The following is a 23,516-nucleotide window of genomic DNA, read 5'->3' as shown; positions in this document are numbered from 1 at the left end:
GGAGGTGACACTCAGCCAGCTCGGCGCGTTCGTCTTCGTCGCCCGCCTCGGCTCGGTCAAGGCCGCCGCCCGCGCCCTGGGCGTCAGCGAGCCCGCCGTCTCCCAGTCGCTCGCCCAGCTGCGCCGGCACCTCGGCGACCCCCTCGTCACCCGCAGCGGCGACCGCATGGAGCTCACCGAGGGCGGCCGCCGGTTGCTCGGCATCGCCGCCAGGATCGTCGCGCTCGGCGCCGAGGCCGTCGCCGCCGTCCAGCCGGGCCGCCCGGCCCGCCTGCACGTCGTCATGGACGCAGGACTCGCCGAGTACGTCGCCGGCCCGCTGCTCTGCCTGTTCACCCAGCGCAAGCCCGTGGACGCCACCACCGGCGTCGCCGACGCCGCCGAGATCCCGCTGCTGCTCACCAGCCGGCTCGCCGACGTCGCGCTCGGCGCCCAGGTCACCGGCGACGGCCTGACCTGCCGGCCGGTGCTGCGCTGCCGCCTCATCGTGGTCGGCTCGCCGCGCGGCCGCCGCGACCACTGGCTGGTCGGCCCCTCGGCCGCCGACCCGGCCAGCGACACCAGCCGCCTGCTGCGCCTCCTCCGCGTCCAGGAGTCCCAGGTACGCGTCTTCGCCAACCAGACCGCCGCCTGGAAGGCCGCCGCGGAAGGCGCCGGCGTCGCCCCCGCGACCGCTCATCTGGTGGCGGCGGCATTACGCAAGGGCGAGCTGACCACCATAGACACGCCCGCCACCCCACTGGCCACCTATTGGTACGCCACCACCCTCGACCAGGGGACCCGCTCCACGGCCGCCGACACCTTCCTCCACTTCCTGACCACCCCGGCCGCCACCCAGGTCATGCGCACCCCAGACGAAGGCGTCCCGAGAAGCCGCTTCCGCCCAGCCGTGCACGTCTCCATCTGGAGCTGATCACCGCCGCAACCGTCTCCCGAACAGGTGCCCGTTGCGGACCTTCTGACCTTGGAAGAGATGCACCTCCAGACGGACGTTGCCGGCGAGGGGAGCGAGGTCGAGATCAGGAGAGCAGTCGGACAGATAGAGGAAGCGCAACTCCGGCAGGTGCGCCAGCGGTGAGAGGTCATGCACCGCGGTGTCCACGAGTTGCAGCGTTCGCAGCGACCGGCAGCCCGCGAGCGGCGAGAGGTCCTCCAGCAGAGGGATGCGCCACAGGACGAGCGAGGTGAGGCCGATCTCGCTGAGCGCGTCCAGATCGGTGACGTGGTCGTTGTCCCCGACCATGAGGAATTCCAGGCGGGGAGCACGGCGGACGATCTCGCGCGCGGAGGTCGCCAGCGGCGTGCGGGTCAGCGACAGGTCGCGCAGCCGATCGAGCGGAGGCAGCGAGTCCCATGAGGTCAGAGAAGTGGCTTTCCTGAGGTGCAGGGCCCGCAGTTCCGTGGCCCCGCCGAGGGCGTTGAAGTCCGGGAACCGGGATGTGTCGGCGACTTCGACGAGGGAGAGATGAGGCAGGGCCGTCAGGAATTCGAAGGAGTGAACACTGTCCACGCTGAGTTCCTTCAGAGCGCTGAGCCGGCGCACGACGGAGCCGGCCGCCTCGTCGATCGCGCCGGCCAGGTTGAGGTCGGTCAGGGACTCGCGATGGGCGAGGAGCGGGCTGAGATCCCGCACCGCCGCCGAGATGATCAATATGTCCCGCTGCGGAGGCAGCGCGCGTAGGGCCTCCATCTGCCCCGCCGTGGTCACGAAGAGCCGCGGCGGAGTCGTCATGACGGAGAGCACCCGCTGGGCGTAGGTGTGCGGCTCGAAGTACCGCCAGCTTCGCACCAGCTCGTCCTGCAGCCGGTCATCACTGGCATATCCCGCCAGGAGGTCGAGCGCCGCAGGGCCGTTGATCAGCTGGGCGGTTCTGGCACATGCTTTGGCGGCGGCGGGGGAGAGGGCGCTCAGCTGTCTTGGGAGGCGGTCGAGGACCACCTGGCCGGCCAAGGCAAGAGTGCCGGCCGCTGCCATGTCCCTCGGCGGGATGAGGTCGTCCAGGCACTGGTCCACGGCGTCGCGGAGGCGTTCAGGGACCGACGGGAGGGTCTCCAGGCAGGCGCAGACCAGGATCTTGAGGCGGCGGGCGCGGCGGGGTTCGCCGGCCATGCGGGACAGCAACCCGTCCAGGAGGGCTTCGCGGGTGGGGCCGTTGGCGTGGCCGGCGGCCATGACCACCACCTCGCGCCACTGGTCGCGGTGGGCGTTCGAGACGAGGGGCTCGACGTCGCCGACCTCGGCCGCCGCGCGGGCCGTCAGGTACTCCTGGACGGTCCTGTGCACGAAGTCGATGCGGCCCTCCACAGGCTCGCGGAGGACGCCGCTGCGGGCGAGCAGGTAGTCGAGCACCTGGCCGCCGTCCGCGTGCACCCGGGGCATCGTGGCCACGACCCGGTCCACCCAGGCCCGCGCCGCCGACTTGGGCAGCTCGACCCGGTTCGTCACGGACAGCTGCCAGGCCAGCTCCTGCAGAACCTGGAGCTTCTGCGCGCGGTTGAGGTGGATCTCGCCGTAGCTGGGAATGACCCGCTCGGCGTCCCTGCGTTCGAGCAGCATCTCCAGCGCCGCCGCGTACAGGCCCATGCGGTCGGGCGGCAGCTGCGAGGTGCGGTCGAGGTTGAGCGCGCACAGCATGGCGGCGAGCAGCGGGGTGGCGGCGAGGGCGCGCAGGTGGGGCGCGTTCTCCAGGTGCGACAGCAGGCGCTCGCGCACCACGGGCAGCTGCTCGGGCGAGCAGGGCAGGCCGGCGCTGCTCCTGATGGCCTCGTGCCAGTGCTCGACCAGCGCCCGCGTGTCGGCGGGCGTCATGCGTTCGAGGAACGCGGGCGCGAAGCCGTCCTCCTCCAGCCACGACGCGGACGCGGCCGACGGGCGGCTGGTGACGAGGACCCGCACGGCGGGGAACTCGGCGAGCAGCCCGCTCAGCCACGGCTTGATCGCCCTGCGCTGCGCGCCGGTCAGCTCGTCCACGCCGTCGATGAGCAGCAGCGCCTGACCGGAGGCGAGCTGCCGGTGCGCCCAGCCGGCCGGCATCAGCCCGGCCAGCGCTCCCGCGGTCAGGTCGAGGAACTGCTCGGGCCGCGGCAGCTCGCGGTCGGCGTAGCTGCGCAGCTTCACCAGGAACGGCACACAGCCGTTCCAGCCGGCCAGCTCGCCCTCGAACCCGCTCTTGGCGGCGGTGATCGCGAGCCAGCGCAGCAGCGTGCTCTTGCCGCCGCCGGCCTCGCCGCGCAGCAGGATGCGGCGGCCCTGCCCGAGCGCGCTCTCCACGCGCATGGCGGCCGGCTCGTCGGGGACGTCGTGCCAGGCGGCGTGCAGGCCGCTCGCGGCCCGGGACGCGGTCACCGACAGGCTGATGTAGGCGACGCTGAGGGACATCCTGGGCCGGAACCGCTCGACCCGTACGCCCAGCAGCTCCAGGTTGTCGAGCGTGCGGGCGACGTGTTCGAGGTAGCGGCGGCGGAAGTCGGCGTCGAGGTCGGACCCTTCTGGCGCCAGCAGCGTGCGCGCGGGTAACCGGGCCAGCATCGCGGCGAGCTGGTCGCCGAGCCCGGTCAGCCGGGACAGCGTCTCGGCCGCGGCGCGCGGCTGGAACTCGGGCAGGTGCCGCACCACCCTGACCAGGCAGTCGCAGCACTCGTCGAGCACGACCTCGTACAGCCGCGCCTGCGCCTCACCCAGGTCCCTGGACGCGGGCAGCGCCCTGCGCAGCTCGCGCGCCAGGCGTACGGGGTCGGCGTCGGCGGCGAACAGCGCACGGTCGGACAGGTCGGCCCGCGCCAGCGCGTCGGTCACCTCGGCCAGCACGACCAGCCGGTCGTCGTCGCCGAGCCCGGGGAACTCGTGACCGCACAGCTTGGTGACGCGTGCGGTCACGGCGTCGGCGATGTCGTCGATCTGCCGCCGCGCCTTGCGGCGGACGAGCTGGTCGGGAAAGTGCGTACGCATCAGCTCGACGAGCGGCAGGCGGCTGCTCTCGCCGGTCGATCGGGCGGTCAGCCAGGCGCGCACGGCACGCTCGCCGACCGCCATGCCCACCTTCAGGGCGGCCGTCTCCAAAGCCACCCCGCCATTATCCCGGTGATCTCGCCCCGGGAAGCCGGGTCAGCGGAGCGCGGCGGCCTCCGCGGCCAGCTTCTCGACGCGGCCCCAGTCGCCGGCCGCGAGCGCGTCGGCCGGGGTGAGCCAGGTGCCGCCGACGCAGCCCACGTTGGGCAGCGCCAGGTAGTCGGGGGCGGTGGCCAGGCGGATGCCGCCGGTCGGGCAGAACCGCACGTCGGGCAGCGGCCCGCCGATCGCCTTGAGGTACGGCACGCCGCCCGCCGCCTCGGCGGGGAAGAACTTCAGCTCCTTGATGCCGCGCTCGGCCAGCGCCATCACCTCGGAGACGGTGGCCGCGCCGGGCAGGTACGGCACCCCGCTCGAGTCGAGCGCCTCCACCAGCGACGACGTGGTGCCGGGCGAGACGAGGAACTTCGCGCCGGCCGACACCGACGCCGCGATGTCGTCGGTCGTCCTGACCGTCCCCGCGCCCACCGTGGCGTCGGGCACCTCGGCCGCGATGCGGGCGATGGCCTCGCGGGCGGCGGGCGTGCGCAGGGTCACCTCGATGACCGGCAGCCCGCCGGCCACCAGCGCCCGCGCCAGCGGGACGGCGGTCGCCGCGTCGTCGATCACCACGACGGGGACCACGGGGGCGAGATCGAGCAAGCTCATGGAATTTTCTCTCTCCTCATCGGCACTCCCGCAGGAGAGCCGTGTCAATGTGCCGGAACCATGCCGATGCCGTGCCGATGCCGTGCCGACGCCGACGTCGTGGTCAGCCCACCAGCTCCCGGCGGGCCCGCTGACTCAGCCAGGCGGCCGCGCCGGTCATGCCCGGCTGGGCGGCCACGATGAGCGACGTCCCGATGCCGGCCAGGTAGGCGGCCATGTCGGGGTTGGCCTCGAACCGCGCGCGGAAGGCGCTGCCGCACACGCGCTCCACGATACGGGGCAGCACGCCCCCGGCGAGGTAGACCCCTCCCCGGGCGCCGAGCGTCAGCGCCACGTTCCCGGCGAAGCCGCCCAGCAGCGCGCAGAACATCTCGATCGTCTCGGCGCACAGCGAGTCGTCGACCCTGGCCACGATGTCGGCGGCGGTCAGGCCGGGCGCGGTGACGCCGTTCACCAGGGCCAGCGCCCGGTGCAGCCGGACCAGGCCAGGCCCCGACAGCAGGTGCTCGGCCACGACGTGCGGCACCCCCTGCGAGCGCAGCGCGCGGACCACCTCGAACTCGCGCGGCTCCACCACCGGCACCGTGACGTGCCCGCCCTCGCCGGGGACGGGGATCCAGCCGTGCTCGGACGGCGCGAGCGCGCCCACGCCGAGCCCCGTTCCAGGACCGAGCACCGCCTTGACGCCGTCGCCGGGCGGCGGGCCGCCCAGCGAGACCAGGTCGCCGCCCTCCAGGTGGGGCAGCGACACGGCCAGCGCCTCGAAGTCGTTGAGCAGCCGGACGTACGGGATGCCGAGATCGCGGACGGAGCCGGCCCACGCTGAGTTCGTGAGCCGGTAGTGCTCGCCCTCGATCGGCCCCGCCAGCGCCAGGCACGCCGCGCCCGGCCGCACCCCGCCCGCATGCTGGGCGAGGTAGGCCGTCACGGCGTCGGGCAGCGTCGGGTGGTCGGCGCCGGCCAGCACCGCCACGTGCGACGGGCCTGCTCCGAGCGAGGTGACCAGACCGAACCTGGCGTTGGTCCCCCCGATGTCGGCGACGAGCCACGGAAGGTCAAAGGCACTCACGCATACCTCCGGCGTTCAGGGCGGCGTCAAGATCGCAGCCGTTCCCCCGAAGGATGCCACGGGAGCTCACGGCGCCCCAGAGGGGGTCGTGAGCGCACCGGCGGACGGCGGGAGGAACGGTCACCGGGCCAGTCCAGCGGGCCGCGCGCCGACCGGCGCGCCCGTCTCCAGGTGCGAGGAGCCCGCCTGGGCGGGGAAGCCCAGCCCGGGGCCGTGGTCGGGCGACTCGGCGCCGCTGACGCCGAAGATGCCGGCGCCCTGCTCGGCGTGGCCGGCCATGCGGCGGAACGTGGCGAACAGCTCGCGGCCGGTGCCGACCCACTGCGCGTCGCTCAGCGGCCGGCCCTCGGGCGTCCGCCTGGCCAGCTCTTCGGCCGGCACCAGCAGCTCCAGCGTGCCCTGCGCGGAGTCCAGCCTGATCACGTCGCCGTCGCGGACCAGCGCGATCGGACCGCCGTCGGCGGCCTCGGGCGACAGGTGGATGGCGGCGGGCACCTTGCCGGACGCGCCCGACATGCGGCCGTCGGTGACGATCGCCACCCGCTGCCCCCTGTCGAGCAGCACGGCCAGCGGCGGGGTGAGCTTGTGCAGCTCCGGCATGCCGTTCGCGCTCGGGCCCTGGTAGCGGATGACCGCCACGAAGTCCTGGCCGTCCAGCTCGCCGGCCTCGAACGCCTTCAGCAGGTCGAGCTGGTCGTCGAACACCTTGGCCGGCGCCTCGATCACCAGGTGCTCCGGCTTGACCGCCGACACCTTGCTGACCGCGCGGCCCAGGTTGCCCTCCAGCATGTGGATGCCGCCGTCGGCGGAGAACGGGTCGGCGACCGGGCGCAGCACGTCGCGGTCCTTGCTGCCGCCGGCGACCGGCGCCCACACCAGCTCGCCGTCCACCAGCTCGGGCGCCTCGCGGTAGCGGTCGAGGCCGGGGCCCGCGACGGTCATCACGTCGCCGTGCAGCAGGCCCTCGTCGAGCAGGTCACCGATGAGCACCTGCATGCCGCCGGCCTCGCGGAAGTGGTTCACATCCGCCTGGCCGTTGGGGTAGATCTTGGTCAGCGACGGCACGACCTTCGACAGGCAGGCCAGGTCGTCCCAGGTCAGCACGATGCCCGCGGCGGCGGCCATGGCCACCAGGTGCAGCGTGTGGTTCGTGGAGCCGCCGGTGGCCAGCAGCGCCACGCAGGCGTTCACGATCGACTTCTCGTCCACCAGCTCGCCGATCGGCGTGTACGCCGCGCCGTGCGCGGTGATCTCCACCGCTCGCCGCCCGGCCGCCTCGGTGAGCGCGTGCCGCAGCTCGGTGTGCGGGTTGACGAACGTCGAGCCAGGCAGGTGCAGGCCCATGACCTCCATCAGCGCCTGGTTGGAGTTGGCGGTGCCGTAGAAGGTGCAGGTGCCGGGGGAGTGGTACGACTTCGCCTCGGCGTCGAGCAGCTCGTCCCTGCCGACCTTGCCCTCGGCGAACAGCTGCCGGGTGCGCGCCTTGACCTTGTTCGGCAGGCCCGAGGTCATCGGCCCGGCCGGCACGAAGATCGCCGGCAGGTGCCCGAAGTGCAGCGCGCCGATGAACAGGCCCGGCACGATCTTGTCGCACACGCCCAGCAGCAGCGTGGCGTCGAACATGTCGTGCGACAGCGCGATCGCGGTCGCCATGGCGATCACGTCACGGCTGTAGAGCGACAGCTCCATGCCCGCGCGGCCCTGCGTGATGCCGTCGCACATGGCCGGCACGCCGCCCGCGACCTGCGCGACGCCGCCCGCCTGGCGCACGGCCCGCTTCAGCTCCGGCGGGTAGGTCTCGTACGGCTGGTGCGCGGACAGCATGTCGTTGTAGCTGGTCACGATGGCCACACCCGGCTTGGCCGTGCCGCGCAGGGCCGGCTTGTCCTCGGCGGACGCGCCGGCGAAGCCGTGGGCGAGGTTCGCGCAGCCGAGGTGGGCCCGCGCCGGGCCCTTGGCGCGCGCGGCCTCGCCGTCGCGGCGGATCCGCTCCAGGTAGGCGGCCCGGCTGGCGGCGCTCCGCGCGGCGATGCGGTCGGTGATCTCCTGAATGACGGGGTTCACAGTTCCTCCTCGTGCCAGGCGCGACCGCTGCGGCCGAGCAGTTCGTGGGCTCCGGCGGGGCCGGTGGTTCCTGCGGGGTAGGGCTCGGGTAGCGCGGGGTCGGCCTTCCACGCCTCCAGAATCGGATCGATCCAGCGCCAGGCCGCCTCGACCTCGTCGCGCCGCATGAACAGCGTCGGGTTCCCGGCCAGCACGTCGGTCAGCAGCCGCTCGTACGCCTCAGGCACCCGCGCCGTGAACGTCTTGCCGAAGCTCAGCGACAGCGGCACCGGCTTCAGCGTCACCTCGCCCGCGCCCGGCTCCTTGGCCATGATGTGCAGCTCGATGCCCTCCTCCGGCTGCAGCCGCAGCACCAGCCGGTTCGGCGAGCCGCCGGGGAAGATGGAGTGCGGCACGTCCTTGAACTGCACCACGATCTCCGAGCGCCGGTACGGCATGCGCTTGCCGGTGCGCAGGTAGAACGGCACCCCGGCCCAGCGCCAGTTCTTGATCTCGGCCCTGATCGCGGTGAACGTCTCCACCCTGCGCGACTCCTCGGTCGGCGGCGTGGAGGCGGGCTCGTCCAGGTAGCCCGGCATCTCACCGGCCCCGGTGTACTGCCCGCGCACGGTGAAACGGTCCACTTCGCCGCCCGCGATCGGCCGCAGCGACTGCAGCACCTTGACCTTCTCGTCGCGGATGGCCTCGCGGTCGTTGCGGGCCGGCGGCTCCATCGCGGTCAGCGTGAGGAGCTGGAGCAGGTGGTTCTGCACCATGTCGCGCAGCGCGCCCGCGTGGTCGTAGTAGCCGCGCCGGCCGGGCGTGCCGACGGTCTCGGCGGCGGTGATCTGGACGTGGTCGATCCACAGCGAGTTCCAGATCGGCTCCAGGAAGGCGTTGGCGAAGCGCAGCACCAGCAGGTTCTGCACCGTCTCCTTGCCCAGGTAGTGGTCGATGCGGAAGATCTGGTGCTCGTCGAAGATGGCGCCGACCTCGTCGTTGATGCGCTGGGCGCTGGCCAGGTCGTTGCCGAGCGGCTTCTCCAGCACCACCCGCGAGCGCGGCGTCACCAGGCCGGCGTCCCGCAGCTCGCGGCAGAAGGGGCCGAACGTGCGCGGCGGGCTGGCCAGGTAGAAGACGCGGTCGCGCTGCTCGTACCCGGCGAGCAGGCGGCTCAGCGCGCTCCAGCCGGAGCGGTTCTGGCCGCCGACGTCCACCGAGACGTGGTGCAGGCGGCCCAGGAAGCGCTGCCAGCCGTCGGGGTCGTCGTCGGGCACCTGGCCGCGTACCTCGGCGTCCACCTTGCCGCGGAAGTCGGCGTCGGTCAGCCCGCCCCTGGACATGGCGATGATCCGGGTCTCCGGGGCCAGGCGGCCGTCACGGTCGCTGTGGTAGAGCGCGGGGATCAGTTTGCGCATGGACAGGTCGCCGGTGCCGCCGAACACGACGAGATCGGCGGTGTAGGCGGTGGCTTCCGCAGATGCGAGGGCTTCTGGGACGGAGGGGGACACGGTAGGGACTCCGAACGATCTACCAAGCAGGGACAGAACGGACACTAACGAGAGTTTGGGTCGTACACAAGCGGAGTTTTGGCATTTGAGATAAAAAAGTCACGACTTTTCATGACAGAACCCTGTGTGGTTCACTTGGGCGATGCCTCGACGTACCGCCTCCGCCCTCGCCACGAGCGGCGAGGTGCTCCGCCTCATCCGCACCGGAGAGGCCGTGACACGGGCCGACCTCGGCAGGGTGACCGGCCTGTCGCGGCCCGCGGTGCAGCTGCGCGTCGGCGAGCTGCTCGAACGCGGGCTCGTCGTCGAGCGCACCGACGCCCCCTCCACCGGCGGGCGCCCGCCGGTCCGGCTGGAGTTCAACGCCTCGGGCGGCGTCGTGCTGGTGGCGGCGCTCGGCGCCAGCCGCACCAGGGTCGCCGTCTGCGACCTCGCCGGCGAGGAGCTGGCGGGGCGCGAGTTCGCCATGGACGTCGAGCAGGGGCCCGACAGCGTGCTGCCGCTGCTCATGGACACCTGGGACGACCTGCTCGGCGACCGGCCGCGCTCGATGATCCGCGGCGTCGGCATGGGCGTGCCCGCCACCGTCGAGTTCGCGCAGGGCCGCACCGAGAGCGCCCGCGTCATGGCCTCGTGGACCGGCGTGGTCATCCCGCCGATCATCCGCGAGCGCTTCCCCGTGCCCGTGCTCGTGGACAACGACGTGAACGTGCTGGCCATCGGCGAGCACCGCGGCGTCTACCCCGACCTCGACGACCTGATGTTCATCAAGATCTCCACCAGGATCGGCGCGGGCGTGATCGCCGGCGGCGGCATCCTGCGCGGCGCGCTCGGCGCGGCCGGCGAGATCGGCCACATTCCGGTGATCGACGGGGGCGGCGTGCTGTGCCGCTGCGGCAACCACGACTGCGTCGACTCCGTCGCCAGCGGCACCGCCCTGCTGCGCGACCTGCGCGCCATCGGCAAGGACGTCGCGACCATCGCCGACGTCACGGCGCTGGTGCGGGCCGGCGACGCCGAGACCATGGCCACCGTGCGCGAGGCCGGCCGGCGCATCGGCGAGGTCCTCGCGGGCGCGGTCAACATACTCAACCCGTCGGTCGTCGTGCTCGGCGGCGACGTCGCCGAGGCGTTCGGGCCCCTGGTGTCCAGCATCCGCGAGGTCGTCTACCGCCGCTCCACCGCCCTCGCCACCCGCCGCCTGCGCATCGAGCCCAGCAGGCTCGGCGCCGGGGCCGGCATCAGCGGATGCGCGGTGATGGTGCTCGACCACGTGCTCTCGCCCGAGGCCGTGGACGAGACCATGACGCTCACCTCCCTGCGCCGCGACCGCGCCACCGCGACCGCCGGCTGATCACACGTCCCAGCGGGGCTCGGCGCTCTCCCGTACGAGGCCGTCCGCGCCGAAGATCAGATACCGGTCGAGGTCGTCGGCGAACCAGCGGTCGTGCGTGACGGTCAGCACCGTCCCCTCGAACCCGGCGAGCCCGCGCTGCAACGCCTCCGCGCTGTGCAGGTCGAGGTTGTCGGTCGGCTCGTCGAGCAGCAGCAGCGTCGCGCCCGACAGCTCCAGCAGCAGGATCTGCAGTCTGGCCTGCTGGCCGCCCGACAGCGTCTCGAAGGGCTGAGCGCCGGCCGGCGCCAGCTCGTACCTGGCGAGGGCGGCCATGGCCTCGTTCCTCGTCATCGGGCGGGCGGCCATGACCACCTCGGCCGCCGGGCGCCCGCGCAGGTCGGGCCGCAGATGCGTCTGGGCGAACGCGCCGGGACGCACCCGCGCGCCCAGGCGGGCCACGCCCGTGTGCGCGATCGGCTCGCCGGCGAGCAGGCGCAGGAAGTGGGACTTGCCGGTGCCGTTCATCCCGAGCACGCCGACCCGCTCGCCGTAGTGGATCTCCGTCGAGAACGGCCGCAGCAGCCCGGTCAGCTCCAGTTCCTCGCACACCACCGCGCGCTTGCCGGTACGCCCGCCGCGCAGCCGCATGCGGACGTTCTGCTCCTTCGGCGCCCGCTGCGGCGGCCCCTCGCGTTCGAAGCGCTCAAGCCGGGTCACCGCCGACTTGTACGCCCCCGCCAGCGCGTCGTTGTGCGCCGAGCGCTGCCGCAGGGTGTGCACCAGCCGCCGCAGCCGGTCGCGCTCCTCCTCCCAGCGCTGCCGGCGCTCCTCCAGGCGCTCTCTGCGCCGCGCGCGGGCCTCGGCGTAGCCGGCGAACCCGCCGCCGTGCACCCACACCGTGCGCCCCTCGACGGTGACGATCCGGTCGGCGGTCTCGGCCAGCAGCCGCCGGTCGTGCGAGACGAGCAGCACGGTCTTGCCCGATGCGCTGATCGCACGTTCGAGCCACTGCTTGCCCCGCACGTCGAGGAAGTTGTCCGGCTCGTCGAGCAGCAGCACCTCGTCGGGGCCGCGCAGCAGCGCCTCCAGCATCAGCCGCTTCTGCTCGCCGCCGGACAGCGTGGCCAGGCTCCGCCCCTTCACCTCGTCGTACGGGAGGCCGAGCGCCTCGGTCGTGCACACGTCCCACACGACTTCGAGGTCGTAGCCGCCCGCCTCGGCGTGGTCGGCGACGGCCTGGGCGTAGGCGAGCTGGTGCGGCTCGTCGTCGTGCGCGGCCAGCGCCGCCTCGGTCTCCTCGACGGCGGCGACCGCCGCACGGACGCGCTGCGGCGCGACGCCGAGCAGCAGGTCGCGTACCGTGCCCGAACCTAGGAACTGCCGCATCACGCCCACCCCGCCGCCGGTCGTCACCCGGCCGTCGGCGGGCGTCAGCTCCCCGGCGATCAGCCGCAGCAGGGTGCTCTTGCCGGCCCCGTTCGGCCCCACCAGCGCCGCCTTGACGCCCGGCCCGGCCTTGAACGACACCTCCAGCAGCAGCGGCCGCCCATCGGGCAGCAGGTACGTCACCCCGCTCACGTCCACGTGCCCCACGAGACCTCCCGCTCGATCGTTGTTCTTCTACTAGACCAACGATCCGGTTCTCGTACAACGTAATATCGCCGGATGGACACCGTGTGGTCACGCCGCAGGACGGAGCCCAAGCCGCGGCTCACGCTCGACCGGATCGTGGCGGAGGCGCTCGCCCTGCTGGACGAGGAGGGCGTCGCCCGCCTCACCATGCGCCGGCTCGCCGAGCGCCTGGGCACCGGCTCGACCACCCTCTACTGGCACGTCAAGACCAAGGACGACGTCCTCGACCTGGCCATGGACGCGGTCTTCGGCGAGGTCGGCCTGCCTGACGGCGGCGCGGGGGAGGACTGGCGGGCGGGGGTGCGCGCGCTGATGGGCGGCTGGCGGGCGGCGCTGCTGCGGCATCCGTGGTCGGCCACGCTGCTCGACCGCCCGCTGCTCGGGCCGAACGCGCTCTCACGCACGGAGTTCCTGTACGAGACGCTGATCGCGGCCGGGTTCGCCGCGCCGACGACGGCCGCGTACAGCCTGTCCAACTACGTGATGGGGTCGGTCATCATGCAGGTGACCTGGGCGCGGAGTGACGCCGACGTCGGCGGCTACCTGCGCGAGCGGGCCGGCGACTATCCCGCCCTGGCCGCGCACGGCCTGGAGCACGACTGGGACGCGACGTTCGAGGAGGGTCTCGGCTACCTGCTCGCCGGCATGTCCTGATGTCAGCAGGTGCAGAGCAGGCCGCGCAGCGCGGTCTCCAGGCACACCCCGGACCGCGCGGGCGTCGGCCAGGGAAAGCGGATCAGCGACTCGTCCGCCCGTACGGTCGCGCCGTGGCTGTCCAGCTCCCACAGCCACACCTCCCCGGCCGGCTCGCCGAGCTGGCGGGACACGCCCGCGGCGAGCTGGGCCCGGTGCGAGGAGTTGACGTGGGCGAGCACCCGCTCGGCGACGTCGGTGAGCGGGTCGGGCGCGGCCCCGAGGTAGTCGTCGGCGTCGAGCAGCCCCGACTCCTGCCCGGTCAGGTAGACGACCTGGCCCACGTCCAGGCGCAGCAGCCGGGCCGCGTCGGGCGCGCCGAAGCGTTCGAGCGCGTCGAACAGGTTCTCGTCCGGGCAGTGCGCCGCGACGGCGATCGCCGCCGCGCGGGCCTCGTCCCGCGGCACCGGCTCCGCCCATCCCTGCACCTCGATCAGCCCGCGCGGATGCGTCACGGTGCCGAGCTGCCGCATCGCCGTCAGGTTCACCGCGGCGACGGCGTCCTCGCGCACCCCGTGCAGGGTCTCGCCGGGCAGCACCAGCAGCACCGGACGCCCGCGCTCGTCCACACCGCCGCGCGCCGGCGAGGGGGCGCCGTCCACGGACAGCTTGGCGACGTTCGAGGTCGCGGCGAGGGTGCGGACCCGCTCGGGGATCGGGAGCATGGGCGTCTCCTTGAGGGCGGCAGCGTCTATAGGTTAGCCTTACCTAAGTAAGGATTACCTAACCACATTGAGGTGAACGTGCGCTACACCGGCCCGAAGGTGCGACTGTCGCGTCGCGCGGGCGTCCCGCTGACCAGGAAAGCCGTCCGCTACTTCGAGCAGCGCCCCTACCCGCCGGGCGAGCACGGCCGCAAGACCAACCGTCGCACCACCGGCGACTATGGGCTGCGGCTGATGGAGAAGCAGAAGCTGCGCTGGTACTACGACGTCTCGGAACGCCAGCTCCGCCGCTACTGGGACCTCGCCGTGCGCAAGCCGGGCGCGTCGGGCACCGAGCTGGTGACGCTGCTGGAGAGCCGCCTCGCCTCGCTCGTGCTGCGTGCCGGCCTGGCCCCGTCGATCTACGCGGCCCGCCAGTACATCGCCCACGGGCACATCGCCGTGGACGGCCGCAAGGTGGACATCCCCAGCTACCTGGTCAAGCCCGGCCAGGTCGTCTCGGTACGCGAGCGCTCCCGCAGGATGCAGCCCTTCGTGGCCGCCGCGGAAGGCGTGTACGCCGACGAGCGCACCGCCGCGTACCTGTCGGTCGAGCTGCCCGACCTGCGCTTCACCCTCACCCACCGGCCGGAGCGCGAGCAGATCGCGGTTCCCGTGGACGAGCAGCTCGTGGTGGAGTTCTACTCCCGTTGACCGGGCTTTCGTGCAAGGGCCGCCGGCGTCACCGGCGGCCCTTCTTGGTGCGGTGGCCGTTGCCGTTCTGGCCGTTGCGGTTCTGGCCGTTGCGGTTCTGGCCGTTGCGGTTCTGGTCGTCGCGCCTGGGCGGCGCGGCGCCCGCCGGCACCGCCGTCTGGAGCGCCCGCAGTTCGGCCACCTCCTGGCGCAGCGCGGTCAGCTCGGCCAGGATGCGCTCGGAATGCGCGGCCGCGTCCTGCTCAAGGGCCGCCCGCTCCTCGGCGTTCTCCTCGTCCATGGCGCTCACCACGACGGCGAGGAACAGGTTCAGCACCACGAAGGTGCACACCAGGATGAACGAGGCGAAGAAGATCCACGCCGTGGGGTGGCGGGTCATCACCTCGCGGGCGATGTTGCCCCAGTCGTCGCCCGTCATCGTCTGGTAGAGGGTGAACAGCGAGTCCGGCAGGCTGCCGAAGCGGTCGGGGGCGGTCTCTCCGTACAGTTTGGTGGCCATCACGGCGGCCACGTACAGGACGAGGGAGAGCAGCACCACGATCGAGCTCATGCCCGGCATCGCCCGCAGCAGCGCCGAGACCACCCGGCGCAGGCTCGGCACGACCGACAGCAGCCGCAGCACCCGCAGGATGCGCAGCGAGCGCAGCACCGACAGGCCGCCGTTGGTGCTGGCGAAGGCGATGGCGACGATGACGGTGTCGAAGATGTTCCAGGGGTCGCGCGCGAAGGCGGTGCGCTCGACGTAGAGCTTGCCGGCCAGCTCGGCGGCGAAGATGTAGAGCGCGACGTGGTCGACCACGGTCAGCAGCGTTCCGTAGCTCTCGACCACGGCGGGGACGGTCTCCAGACCCAGGGTGGCGGCGTTGATCAGGATGACGCCGACGATGAAGCGCTGGAAATACGGGTGCGCGAGGAAGGCGCGAATGCTGTCACGCACGGGGGAGACTCCTCAGGGGTGGACATGTGCCTCACCATGATGACGCAACATGATCAAGAGGCGGACTGTGGTATAAACCCACCTGACCTTGTCCACGTGAGGGGACCATTACCAGCATGTCCTACAGCGATTACGGCCCCGGCTATTACGGCCCGCCGCCGCAGAGCCACCCCAACGGCACGACCATCCTCGTGCTGGGCATCCTCAGCCTGGTGGTGTGCGGCGTCCTGGGCCCGTTCGCGTGGGTGATGGGCAACAAGGCGCTCAAGGAGATCGACTCCAGCGGCTACGTCTACGAGAACCGCGGCCAGATCCAGGCCGGGCGCATCTGCGGCATCATCGGCTCGATCTGGCTCATCCTCCTCGTCGTGCTCTTCGCCCTCGCCCTCGTCCTCGGCCTCGTCGCGAGCTTCAGCAGTTACTGACGTTCATGCGGAGCCCGGCCGCGCAGGTCACCGCCTGCCGCGCCGGGCTCTCGTCATTCCCGCGGCCCTGAGCCGACGGCCTCCAAGCCCTTCTCCAGCAGGCCGAAGGCGAGCTCGGCCTGCTCGCGCAGCATGGGGGCGATGCGCTCCCACCCCTCGCCCGCCGTCATCATGGCCATCGCGCGCTCGCTGAGTATGCGCGTGGTGCCGAGCAGGTGCGCCGCCACCAGGCGGGGCGTGAGGTCGTCGGCGCCGGCGTCGAGCTCGTCGGCCAGCGCCCGCGCCAGCGCCTCCTCCCGCTCGACGTGCACCTGCCGCATGCGCGCCGTCAGCGCCGGGCTGTCCGCGACGATCTTGGCGAAGACGTCGGCGCCCTCGTTGAGTCCGTGCCGCCAGTGGCGGGTGTCGATCGCGTCGAGGTAGTCGCGCAGGAACGCGCGCACGGCGCTCTCGCCCGGCCGCCGCTCGCGCAGCACCGTCGGCGGCAGCTCCACCACCGCGTCCTGCCGGTCGGCGAACAGGTCCTCCTTCGTGCTGAAGTAGTTGAAGACCGTGTTGACCGAGACGTCGGCGGCCCGCGCCACCTCGGCCACCGTCACGTTGTCGAACCCCCTGGCCATGAACAGGCCCGTCGCGACGTCGGAGATGCGCTCCCGCGTCTCGCGCTTCTTCCGCTCCCGCAGCCCTTCCGTCATGCCCGCCATCGTACCAAGTTTGCAGTGACACCAAAATTGTGGTTACTTAAATTTTGTGATCGAAACCAGAAGTCTGAGCAAGACCTTCGACAACGGCGTCCACGCCGTCGACGGCGTGGACATGACCGTGCGGCCCGGCGAGATCGTCGGCTTCCTCGGCCCCAACGGCGCCGGCAAGACCACGACCATGCGCATGCTGACCACCCTGCTGCGCCCTACCGGGGGGACCGCCACCGTGGCCGGCCACGACCTCGTACGCGAGCCGCGCGAGGTGCGCCGCCGCATCGGCTACGTCGCCCAGGGCAGCGGCCTGCCACCCGTCACCCCCATCAGGGGCGAGCTGGAGGTGCAGGGCATGCTCTACGGCCTCAGCCGCGCCGACGCCGCCGCCCGCATCCCCGGCGTGCTGGAGCGGCTCGACCTGGCCGGGCTCGCCGACCAGGCGCCCGCCACCCTCTCCGGCGGCCGGCGCCGCCGCTTCGACATCGCCTTCGCCCTGCTGCACGACCCCGTGCTGCTCTTCCTCGACGAGCCCACCACCGGCCTCGACCCGCAGAGCCGCGCCAACCTCTGGGACCACATCCGCTCCCTGCGCGACCGGCAGGGCATGACCGTGTTCCTGACCACCCACTACCTGGACGAGGCCGACGCGCTCTGCGACCGCGTCATGATCATCGACCGGGGCCGCATCGTCGCCCAGGGCGCGCCCGCCGAGCTCAAGACCGGCGGCCGCACGCTGGACGACGTCTTCCTCGACATCACCGGCAGGTCGCTGCGCGAGGAGAACGCGACGATCGGGCAGGGGGCATGATGCTGCGCGACACCTGGGTGCTGTTCCGCCACGGACTGGGCGTGACGCTGGGACAGCGGATCGGCATCGTCATCGGGGCGATCCAGCCGCTGCTGTTCCTCGTGCTGTTCGGGCCCGTCTTCGTCACCATCGGCACCTGGGAGACGCTGGTCCCCGGGCTGATCGTGCAGCTCGGGCTGATGAGCGCGGGCATGGCCGGGTTCGGGATCGTCTTCGACAAGCGCGGGGGTGTGCTCGAACGGCTGCGCGTCACGCCGGCCAGCCGGCTGGCGCTGCTGCTCGGGCGGGTGCTCAACAACGTGGTGACGCTGGTCCTGCAGACCGTGCTGCTGCTCGCCGTGGCCTACGCCTTCGGCCTGCGGGCGCCGCTCGCGGGCGTGCTCGGCTCGTTCGTGCTGGTCGTGGTGCTGGGCGCGAGCCTAGCCGCGCTCTCGTACGCGATCGCGCTGACCATCGACGAGCACCTGTTCCCGCCCGTCATGACGACGGCGGTGGTGCCGCTGGTGCTGCTGTCGGGCTCGTTCCTGCCGATGTCGATGGCGCCGGGCTGGCTCGACGCGCTCTCGCACGTCAGCCCGTTCAGGTACGTCCTGGAGGCGCTGCGCGACCTGTTCCACGGCCACTACCTGACCGGCACCGTGGCGGCCGGCGCGGCGGTCACCGTCGCCTTCGCCGTCTTCAGCCTCACGATCGGCACCCGCGTGTTCAACCGCGAGCAGGCGTGAGCCGCCTCAGGGCAGGCGGACTCAGGGCAGGCGGACTCAGGGCAGGCGGACTCAGGGCAGGCGGACTCAGGGCAGGCGGACTCAGGGCGGGCGGACTCTGGGCGAGCAGTGAAATGAAACGATCGCCGTAACATTCCTGCCCTGCCCCTTAAGCACGCCGGCCATTCTGCGGCTTTTGACCTGCGCAAATATGGCATACCGGGCATATCCCTAGACATCGCCCCGGCGGCGTCAGGCTTCCGTGTTCCCCATCCGTTCACTACGGTGAGGGCTTATGACGCTGCAGGCGCAAAAGCCCGTTCACGACGGTGAGAAAGCCCACTGGCTGGCGGTGCGGCCGAGGCTCGTCCTCGCCAGCGCCTTCATGCTCTTCCTCGAACTGGCACTGATCCGGTGGACCGGCTCCAACATCGTCCATCTGAGCTATTTCACCAATTTCGTGCTGCTGGGCTCTTTCCTCGGCATCGGGCTCGGCTTCCTGCGCGTCGGTCGGTCACAACGGCAGCCCTACTACTCGCCCGTCGTGCTCGCACTGCTGGTCATCGTCGTGCTGGCCTTCCCCGTCACGGTGGACAGGAACACCGAGGGCGTCCTCTACTGGACGAGCCTGTCCACCAGCGGGCCGCCCGCCTGGGCGATCCTGCCGGTCATCTTCTGCGCCGCCGCGGTCATCCTCATGGGCCCCGCCGAGCTCGTCGGCCGGTGCTTCCCCGAGCTGCCCCGCCTCGAGGCCTACCGCTACGACCTCATCGGCAGCCTCACCGGCATCGCGGTGTTCACGCTGCTGTCGTTCGTCAGCGCGCCGCCCGTCTTCTGGGGGCTGATCGCGGCCGGCTGCTACGCCGTGCTGCTGGTGCCCAAGCCGCCCGCCCTCTACGCGGGCCTCGTCGTCGTGCCCGCCGTGGCCGTCGTCGGGCTGCTGCTGGCCGAGACGCTCACCGCCGGCGCCATCTGGTCGCCCTACTACAAGGTCACCACCAAGCAACTCGTGCAGCTCGGCATCCCCGTCACCGACATCGCCGTCAACGGCATCCCCCACCAGCAGGCCGTGCCCGCCGCCGCCCGCCTGCAGTGGGAGGCCCAGTACGGGCTCCCGTACGAGCGCACCACCAAGCCGCCGAAGGACGTGCTCATCGTCGGCGCGGGCAGCGGCACCGACGTGGCCATCGCGCTGTCCAAGGGCGCCACCCGCGTCGACGCCGTCGAGATCGACCCCAAGCTGCGCGAGCTGGGCGGCTCCACCCACCCCGACCGCCCCTACGACGACCCGCGCGTGACCACCCACGTCACCGACGGCCGCGCCTTCCTTGAGCGCAGCGGCGACCGCTACGACCTGATCCTCTTCGCGCTGCCCGACTCGCTCACCCTCGTCTCCGGCGCCAGCTCGCTGCGGCTGGAGAGCTACCTGTTCACCGAAGAGGCCATGCGGGCCGCCCGCGCCCACCTCAAGCCGGGCGGCACGTTCTCGATGTACAACTACTACCGCGAGAGCTGGCTCGTCGACCGCCTGGCCGCCACCATGCAGCGGGCCTTCGGTCACCGGCCGTGCGTCGACGTCGTCAGCACCGCCGGGCAGCAGGCCGTCATCACCGCCGGGGTGACCGCCGCCGACCAGCGCTGCGCGAGCGAGTGGCCGGGCGCCGCGCCGGGCACGCCCGAGCCCGCCGGCGACGACCGGCCGTTCCTCTACCTCAAGGACGCCACGATCCCGCCGATCTACGTGATCACGCTCGGCCTGATCCTCCTCGTCAGCCTGCTCGCCGTGCGCGCCGTGGCGGGGCCGTACCGGCGGATGCGGCCGTACGCCGACCTGTTCCTGCTCGGCGTCGGCTTCATGCTGCTGGAGACCAAGAGCATCACCGGGTTCGCGCTGCTGTTCGGCACCACGTGGGTGGTCAACGCGATCGTCTTCGCCGGCGTTCTCGTCGCGGTGCTCGCCGCCGTCGAGGTGACCCGCCGCTTCCGCACCCCGCCGCTGCCCGTCATGTACGCCGTGCTCTTCGCCGGCCTGCTGCTGGCCTGGCTGGTGCCCAACGATTGGCTGCTGGCCCTGCCGGTGCCGCTGCGCGCGGTGGCCGCCGTCACGGTGGCGTTCCTGCCGATCTTCGCCGCGAACGTGGTCTTCGCCAAGCGCTTCGCCGACACCGCCGACGCCACCACCTCCTTCGGCGCGAACCTGCTGGGCGCCATGGTCGGCGGCTGCCTCGAATACGTCGCGCTCGTCGTCGGCTACAAGGGCCTGCTCATCGTGGCCGCCGTGCTCTACCTCGGCGCTCTCGCCCTGCTGCCGCGCCGTAACTCCGTCGCCGCCTGACAATCGCCGGACAGCGTTTCTGCTTTTCCTCGACCGGTGGACGGAGGAATGGCTTGCTGTGTCGTGAAATGCGAGGTGAGGTGGAGGTATCAGCCTGGCCGTGACCGGCCGGAAAGGTGAATCTGGAAACGGAAATCCGGCCGTTCGGAAACGGAGGTTGAGAGATCGGGGGTGACGTCCGGTAAACCCGCGAGAAAAGGTGTGAATCGTGGCGGCACGAGGGGCGGCGAGAATCGACGTCGAGCTCGCCCGCCGCCGTCCACTACGGCGCAGGACACGACCGGCTCGTCCGGCCGCTGATCCTCGCCGACGACCTCGGTCACGGGCCGAGCGACCCGCGCGGGCTCCGGCGGCGGCTCGACGCCCGCTTCCGCTCGGCCTGCTTCGTGCCGTCGGTGAGCGCCGTCGCCCTGCACCGCGACCCGGTGGAGTGGCCGGTGGACCTGTACACGGACATCACCTCGCTGTCGCCCGAGCACAGCCAGCTCGACGACTGCCACTGCGACGCCCACAACACCGAACACGGCCAGGTGACCGGCGCACTGGCCGACTGGATCGTGGGCCGGCTCGGCAAGCAGGCCCGTCCGGCGGCAGGATGAGGACGTACCTCGACCCGGGGGAGCCGCATGATCGAGCGACGACCGACACCCGAGACGCCGGAGAGCTGGGCGTCGATGCCCGACCCGTACCCGGCCTATGCCCGGTTGCGGGAGGAGGGGGCGCCGCGGCTCGTGCGGTTGCGCAGCGGTCTGTACGGGTGGCTCGTCACCCGGTACGACGACGCCCGCGCCGCGCTGGCCGACCCCCGGCTGAGCAAGGACCCCCGTAACGCGCCCCGCGACTGGCAGGAGGCGGGGCGCGGCCGGCCGCTCGAGGACCGGTCGGGGCTGGGCACGCACCTGCTCACCACCGACCCGCCCGAGCACACCCGCCTGCGCCGCCTGGTCTCCCGCTACTTCACCGCCCGGCGGCTGGCCGGCCTGCGCGAGGGCATCGAGGCCCAGGCCCGCACCCTCGCCCTCGGCCTGACCCCCGGGGACGACCTGGTCGCCGCCTTCGCCTCACCGCTGCAAGCGGGCGTCATCTGCGACGTGCTCGGGATCCCTCCTGGGGACCGTACGGACTTCCGGAGGTGGACGACGGCCGTGGTGTCGTCCGAGCCGGGGGAACGGGAGGCGAGGCCGGCCGCGATGCGGGAGCTGGCCGCGTACGCGCGCGACCTGGTGGCCGCCAAGCTCAAGGCGCCGGGCGACGACGTGATCGGCGCCGTCGCCGCTGCGGCCGTGGACGGCGACCGGATCAGCGAGGACGAGCTGCTGTCGATGCTGTTCCTGCTGCTCGTCGCCGGTTACGAGACCACCGTCGGGCTCATCGCGCTCGGCACGTACACGCTGCTGCGCCACCCCGACCGGCTGGAGCGGCTGCGCGCGCGACCCGAGCTGATGGAGCAGGCCGTGGAGGAACTGCTCCGCTTCGACAGCCCCGTCGAGCTGGCCACCTGGCGTTTCGCGCTGGAGCCCGTGGAGCTGGGCGGCGTACGCCTGGCACCCGGCCAGCCCGTTTTGGTGGCCCTGGCCGCCGCCAACCGCGATCCGCACCGCTTCGCCTGTCCAGACCTGCCGGACCTGACCCGCGACGACAACCTCCACCTCAGCTTCGGCCACGGCCCCCACCACTGCCTCGGGGCCCAGCTGGCCCGCCTGGTGGCCCGCGCCGCCCTGACCGAGATCGTCGGCCTGCCCGGCCTCGCCCTGGCCGTCCCCCCGGAAACCCTCCACTGGCGCGGCAGCATCACCGTCCGCGGCCCCCGCACCCTCCCCATCACCTTCACCCGCTGAGAGGAAGGGCGCGAGCCTCCCGCCGCTCCCGAGGTGGGTCCGCTCCCGAGGTGGGTCAGAGGCCGCAGAGGTCGTCGATGGACTGGGCGCCCTTCTGGGGGTTCTTGGTGGGGGTCTGGGTGGGGGACATGGCACGCGTACGCGTCGGGCTGGGGCGGGTGCCGCTGGGGGAGGCGGTGACGTTCGCGGTCTGGGCGCGGCGGGCCGGGCGCATCGAGTCGGTGATCGCCTTCTTGGTGGCCTGGCGGATCTTGACCCAGTCGGGACGTCCCGAGTAGAACTCCGGCGGCACGAACTGCAGGCTGGTGATCTTGGCGTTCTTGACCTTGAGCCCCAGCTCGACCAGCGGCTGCACCAGGTGGCGCGGGATGTTGGTCTGCGCCAGCCGCTTGGCCGCGCTGGCGATCTTCTCGAACCTGGTGAGGATCACGGTCGGGGTGGCCTGCTGGGCGAAGGCGCCGATGACGCAGCGCTGGCGGGCCATCCGGGAGAAGTCGTCGCTGCCGACGCGCGAGCGGCCGTACCAGAGGGCCTCCTCGCCGCTCAGCTTCCGGTAGCCGGCCTTGATGGTGCCGGCGGTGCCGTACAGGCCGCCCCACTTGACGTCCTGCTCGACCCGGATCTTCAGCCCGCCGATGGCGTCCACGAGGTCGGCGAAGCCGTACATGTTCATCAGCATGTAGTAGTCGATCTTCAGGCCGAGCGTGTAGCCGATGGCGTCCATCAGGGCGCGGGGGCCCTTGTTGCGGCCGCCCATGAGCTGCGGGTTGTCGTTGGCGTACTGCCAGACCTCGTTGAGCAGGCCGCCGTTCGGCAGCTCGGCCATGAAGCCGTTCGGGAACTGCTTGTGCAGCGGCGAGCCGGCCGGGAAGCGGACGTGCTGGAGGTTGCGCGGCAGGCTGAACAGGACGGTGGCGCCGGTCTTCAGGTCGACGCTGGCCACGTTCATGCTGTCGGTACGCACACCGGTACGGTTGCCCGCCGCGTCACCGCCGATCAGCAGGAAGTTCACCCGCTCCTTGTCGCCCCACGGGTTCTCGGGGTCCTTGGCGGCGGCGGGCACCTCGGCGTCCGGGTGCGAGGGGAAGATGGCCCCGATGGAGTCGCGGGCGGCGACCACGTAGTTGGCGGTCAGCGCGAACGGCGACATCACCGCCACGCACAGCACGCCCACCACGATGCCGGTCAGCACCTGGCCCTGCTGCGGCAGCCGGCTGGGCCCGAGCGCGATGTACGAGGTCACCAGCAGCGCGAACCACGCCAGCGCGAACACGGCGGCGAGCACGATCACCGTGCCCATCGCCGCGTCGTCGGCCAGGAACGTCGCGTTCGACAGGTCGCCGGCCACGCTCAGGCCGTAGGCGAGCAGGGCGAGCAGCAGCACCGCGTACACGCTGATCAGCACCAGCCCG

General features: G+C 72.1%; 20 protein-coding genes. 10 read left to right on the top strand and 10 right to left on the bottom strand.

The window, feature by feature from the left end:
- Nucleotides 1-4 precede the first annotated feature (4 nt).
- Nucleotides 5-913 (top strand): LysR family transcriptional regulator, encoded by a 909-nt coding sequence (locus tag ACFFR3_RS12765; RefSeq protein ID WP_345402300.1) that lies wholly within the window; start codon nucleotides 5-7, stop codon nucleotides 911-913.
- On the opposite strand, the gene ACFFR3_RS12760 is transcribed toward ACFFR3_RS12765, so the two are convergent.
- The 5 genes from ACFFR3_RS12760 to zwf all read right to left on the bottom strand — a co-directional run bounded on the left by ACFFR3_RS12760 (nucleotide 914) and on the right by zwf (nucleotide 9,247).
- Nucleotides 914-4,066, bottom strand: coding sequence for an NACHT domain-containing protein (locus ACFFR3_RS12760; protein WP_379483166.1), 3,153 nt, complete (start codon nucleotides 4,064-4,066; stop codon nucleotides 914-916).
- Nucleotides 4,067-4,105: 39 nt separating this feature from the next.
- A complete protein-coding gene (gene eda / locus ACFFR3_RS12755; protein WP_379483165.1) occupies nucleotides 4,106-4,717 on the bottom strand; it encodes a bifunctional 4-hydroxy-2-oxoglutarate aldolase/2-dehydro-3-deoxy-phosphogluconate aldolase in 612 nt (203 codons plus the stop codon).
- A 103-nt stretch (nucleotides 4,718-4,820) separates the two neighbouring features.
- On the bottom strand, nucleotides 4,821-5,786 hold the full coding sequence (gene glk, locus ACFFR3_RS12750; RefSeq protein ID WP_379483164.1) for a glucokinase: 966 nt from the start codon (nucleotides 5,784-5,786) through the stop codon (nucleotides 4,821-4,823).
- A gap of 120 nt (nucleotides 5,787-5,906) precedes the next feature.
- Nucleotides 5,907-7,850: a phosphogluconate dehydratase gene (gene edd / locus ACFFR3_RS12745; protein ID WP_364366791.1), complete on the bottom strand. Its 1,944-nt coding sequence runs from the start codon at nucleotides 7,848-7,850 to the stop codon at nucleotides 5,907-5,909.
- Nucleotides 7,847-9,247 carry a glucose-6-phosphate dehydrogenase gene (zwf, locus tag ACFFR3_RS12740; protein ID WP_379483381.1) on the bottom strand — a complete coding sequence of 467 codons (1,401 nt, stop codon included), beginning with the start codon at nucleotides 9,245-9,247 and terminating at the stop codon, nucleotides 7,847-7,849. The genes edd and zwf overlap by 4 nt, the downstream gene beginning before the upstream one ends.
- Before the next feature lie 235 nt (nucleotides 9,248-9,482).
- Here zwf and ACFFR3_RS12735 point away from each other — a divergent pair, with 235 nt between their 5' ends.
- Nucleotides 9,483-10,694: an ROK family transcriptional regulator gene (locus tag ACFFR3_RS12735; protein ID WP_364366797.1), complete on the top strand. Its 1,212-nt coding sequence runs from the start codon at nucleotides 9,483-9,485 to the stop codon at nucleotides 10,692-10,694.
- Here ACFFR3_RS12735 and ACFFR3_RS12730 read toward each other — a convergent pair whose 3' ends face one another.
- Nucleotides 10,695-12,269 carry an ATP-binding cassette domain-containing protein gene (locus tag ACFFR3_RS12730; RefSeq protein WP_364366799.1) on the bottom strand — a complete coding sequence of 525 codons (1,575 nt, stop codon included), beginning with the start codon at nucleotides 12,267-12,269 and terminating at the stop codon, nucleotides 10,695-10,697.
- A 72-nt stretch (nucleotides 12,270-12,341) separates the two neighbouring features.
- Between ACFFR3_RS12730 and ACFFR3_RS12725 the strand changes: the two genes are divergently transcribed.
- Entirely contained in the window at nucleotides 12,342-12,962 is a 621-nt protein-coding gene (locus ACFFR3_RS12725) for a TetR/AcrR family transcriptional regulator (protein ID WP_364366802.1), read from the top strand.
- 2 nt (nucleotides 12,963-12,964) lie between these two features.
- Here ACFFR3_RS12725 and ACFFR3_RS12720 read toward each other — a convergent pair whose 3' ends face one another.
- Nucleotides 12,965-13,666, bottom strand: a complete 702-nt coding sequence (locus ACFFR3_RS12720; RefSeq protein ID WP_345402321.1) for a DUF2470 domain-containing protein — start codon at nucleotides 13,664-13,666, stop codon at nucleotides 12,965-12,967.
- Nucleotides 13,667-13,744: 78 nt separating this feature from the next.
- Here ACFFR3_RS12720 and rpsD point away from each other — a divergent pair, with 78 nt between their 5' ends.
- The gene (gene rpsD / locus ACFFR3_RS12715) at nucleotides 13,745-14,359 is read left to right on the top strand and encodes a 30S ribosomal protein S4 (protein ID WP_345409737.1); all 615 of its coding nucleotides are present in this window, start codon (nucleotides 13,745-13,747) and stop codon (nucleotides 14,357-14,359) included.
- A gap of 28 nt (nucleotides 14,360-14,387) precedes the next feature.
- Here rpsD and ACFFR3_RS12710 read toward each other — a convergent pair whose 3' ends face one another.
- The gene (locus tag ACFFR3_RS12710) at nucleotides 14,388-15,296 is read right to left on the bottom strand and encodes an ion transporter (protein ID WP_345402324.1); all 909 of its coding nucleotides are present in this window, start codon (nucleotides 15,294-15,296) and stop codon (nucleotides 14,388-14,390) included.
- A gap of 116 nt (nucleotides 15,297-15,412) precedes the next feature.
- On the opposite strand from ACFFR3_RS12710, the gene ACFFR3_RS12705 reads away from it, so the two are divergent.
- Nucleotides 15,413-15,721: a DUF4190 domain-containing protein gene (locus ACFFR3_RS12705; RefSeq protein WP_345402327.1), complete on the top strand. Its 309-nt coding sequence runs from the start codon at nucleotides 15,413-15,415 to the stop codon at nucleotides 15,719-15,721.
- 53 nt (nucleotides 15,722-15,774) lie between these two features.
- On the opposite strand, the gene ACFFR3_RS12700 is transcribed toward ACFFR3_RS12705, so the two are convergent.
- Nucleotides 15,775-16,416: a TetR/AcrR family transcriptional regulator gene (locus ACFFR3_RS12700; RefSeq protein WP_379483163.1), complete on the bottom strand. Its 642-nt coding sequence runs from the start codon at nucleotides 16,414-16,416 to the stop codon at nucleotides 15,775-15,777.
- A 55-nt stretch (nucleotides 16,417-16,471) separates the two neighbouring features.
- Here ACFFR3_RS12700 and ACFFR3_RS12695 point away from each other — a divergent pair, with 55 nt between their 5' ends.
- From ACFFR3_RS12695 to ACFFR3_RS12675, 5 genes are all read left to right on the top strand, one after another.
- Nucleotides 16,472-17,227, top strand: coding sequence for an ABC transporter ATP-binding protein (locus ACFFR3_RS12695; RefSeq protein ID WP_379483162.1), 756 nt, complete (start codon nucleotides 16,472-16,474; stop codon nucleotides 17,225-17,227).
- Nucleotides 17,224-17,952, top strand: a complete 729-nt coding sequence (locus ACFFR3_RS12690) for an ABC transporter permease (RefSeq protein WP_364366814.1) — start codon at nucleotides 17,224-17,226, stop codon at nucleotides 17,950-17,952. The genes ACFFR3_RS12695 and ACFFR3_RS12690 overlap by 4 nt, the downstream gene beginning before the upstream one ends.
- Nucleotides 17,953-18,226: 274 nt before the next feature.
- Nucleotides 18,227-20,266, top strand: coding sequence for a spermidine synthase (locus ACFFR3_RS12685; protein WP_345402336.1), 2,040 nt, complete (start codon nucleotides 18,227-18,229; stop codon nucleotides 20,264-20,266).
- Nucleotides 20,267-20,661: 395 nt separating this feature from the next.
- Nucleotides 20,662-20,865 (top strand): hypothetical protein, encoded by a 204-nt coding sequence (locus tag ACFFR3_RS12680; RefSeq protein ID WP_345402339.1) that lies wholly within the window; start codon nucleotides 20,662-20,664, stop codon nucleotides 20,863-20,865.
- A 27-nt stretch (nucleotides 20,866-20,892) separates the two neighbouring features.
- Complete coding sequence (locus ACFFR3_RS12675) at nucleotides 20,893-22,104, top strand: cytochrome P450 family protein (protein WP_379483161.1); 1,212 nt, start codon at nucleotides 20,893-20,895, stop codon at nucleotides 22,102-22,104.
- Between the two features lie 55 nt (nucleotides 22,105-22,159).
- On the opposite strand, the gene ACFFR3_RS12670 is transcribed toward ACFFR3_RS12675, so the two are convergent.
- On the bottom strand, nucleotides 22,160-23,509 hold the full coding sequence (locus ACFFR3_RS12670) for an LCP family protein (protein WP_379483160.1): 1,350 nt from the start codon (nucleotides 23,507-23,509) through the stop codon (nucleotides 22,160-22,162).
- Nucleotides 23,510-23,516 lie beyond the last annotated feature (7 nt).

The sequence above is a fragment of the Nonomuraea salmonea genome, assembly GCF_042428605.1.
Lineage (GTDB): Bacteria > Actinomycetota > Actinomycetes > Streptosporangiales > Streptosporangiaceae > Nonomuraea > Nonomuraea salmonea.
This window is presented reverse-complemented; position numbering and strand designations above follow the sequence as displayed.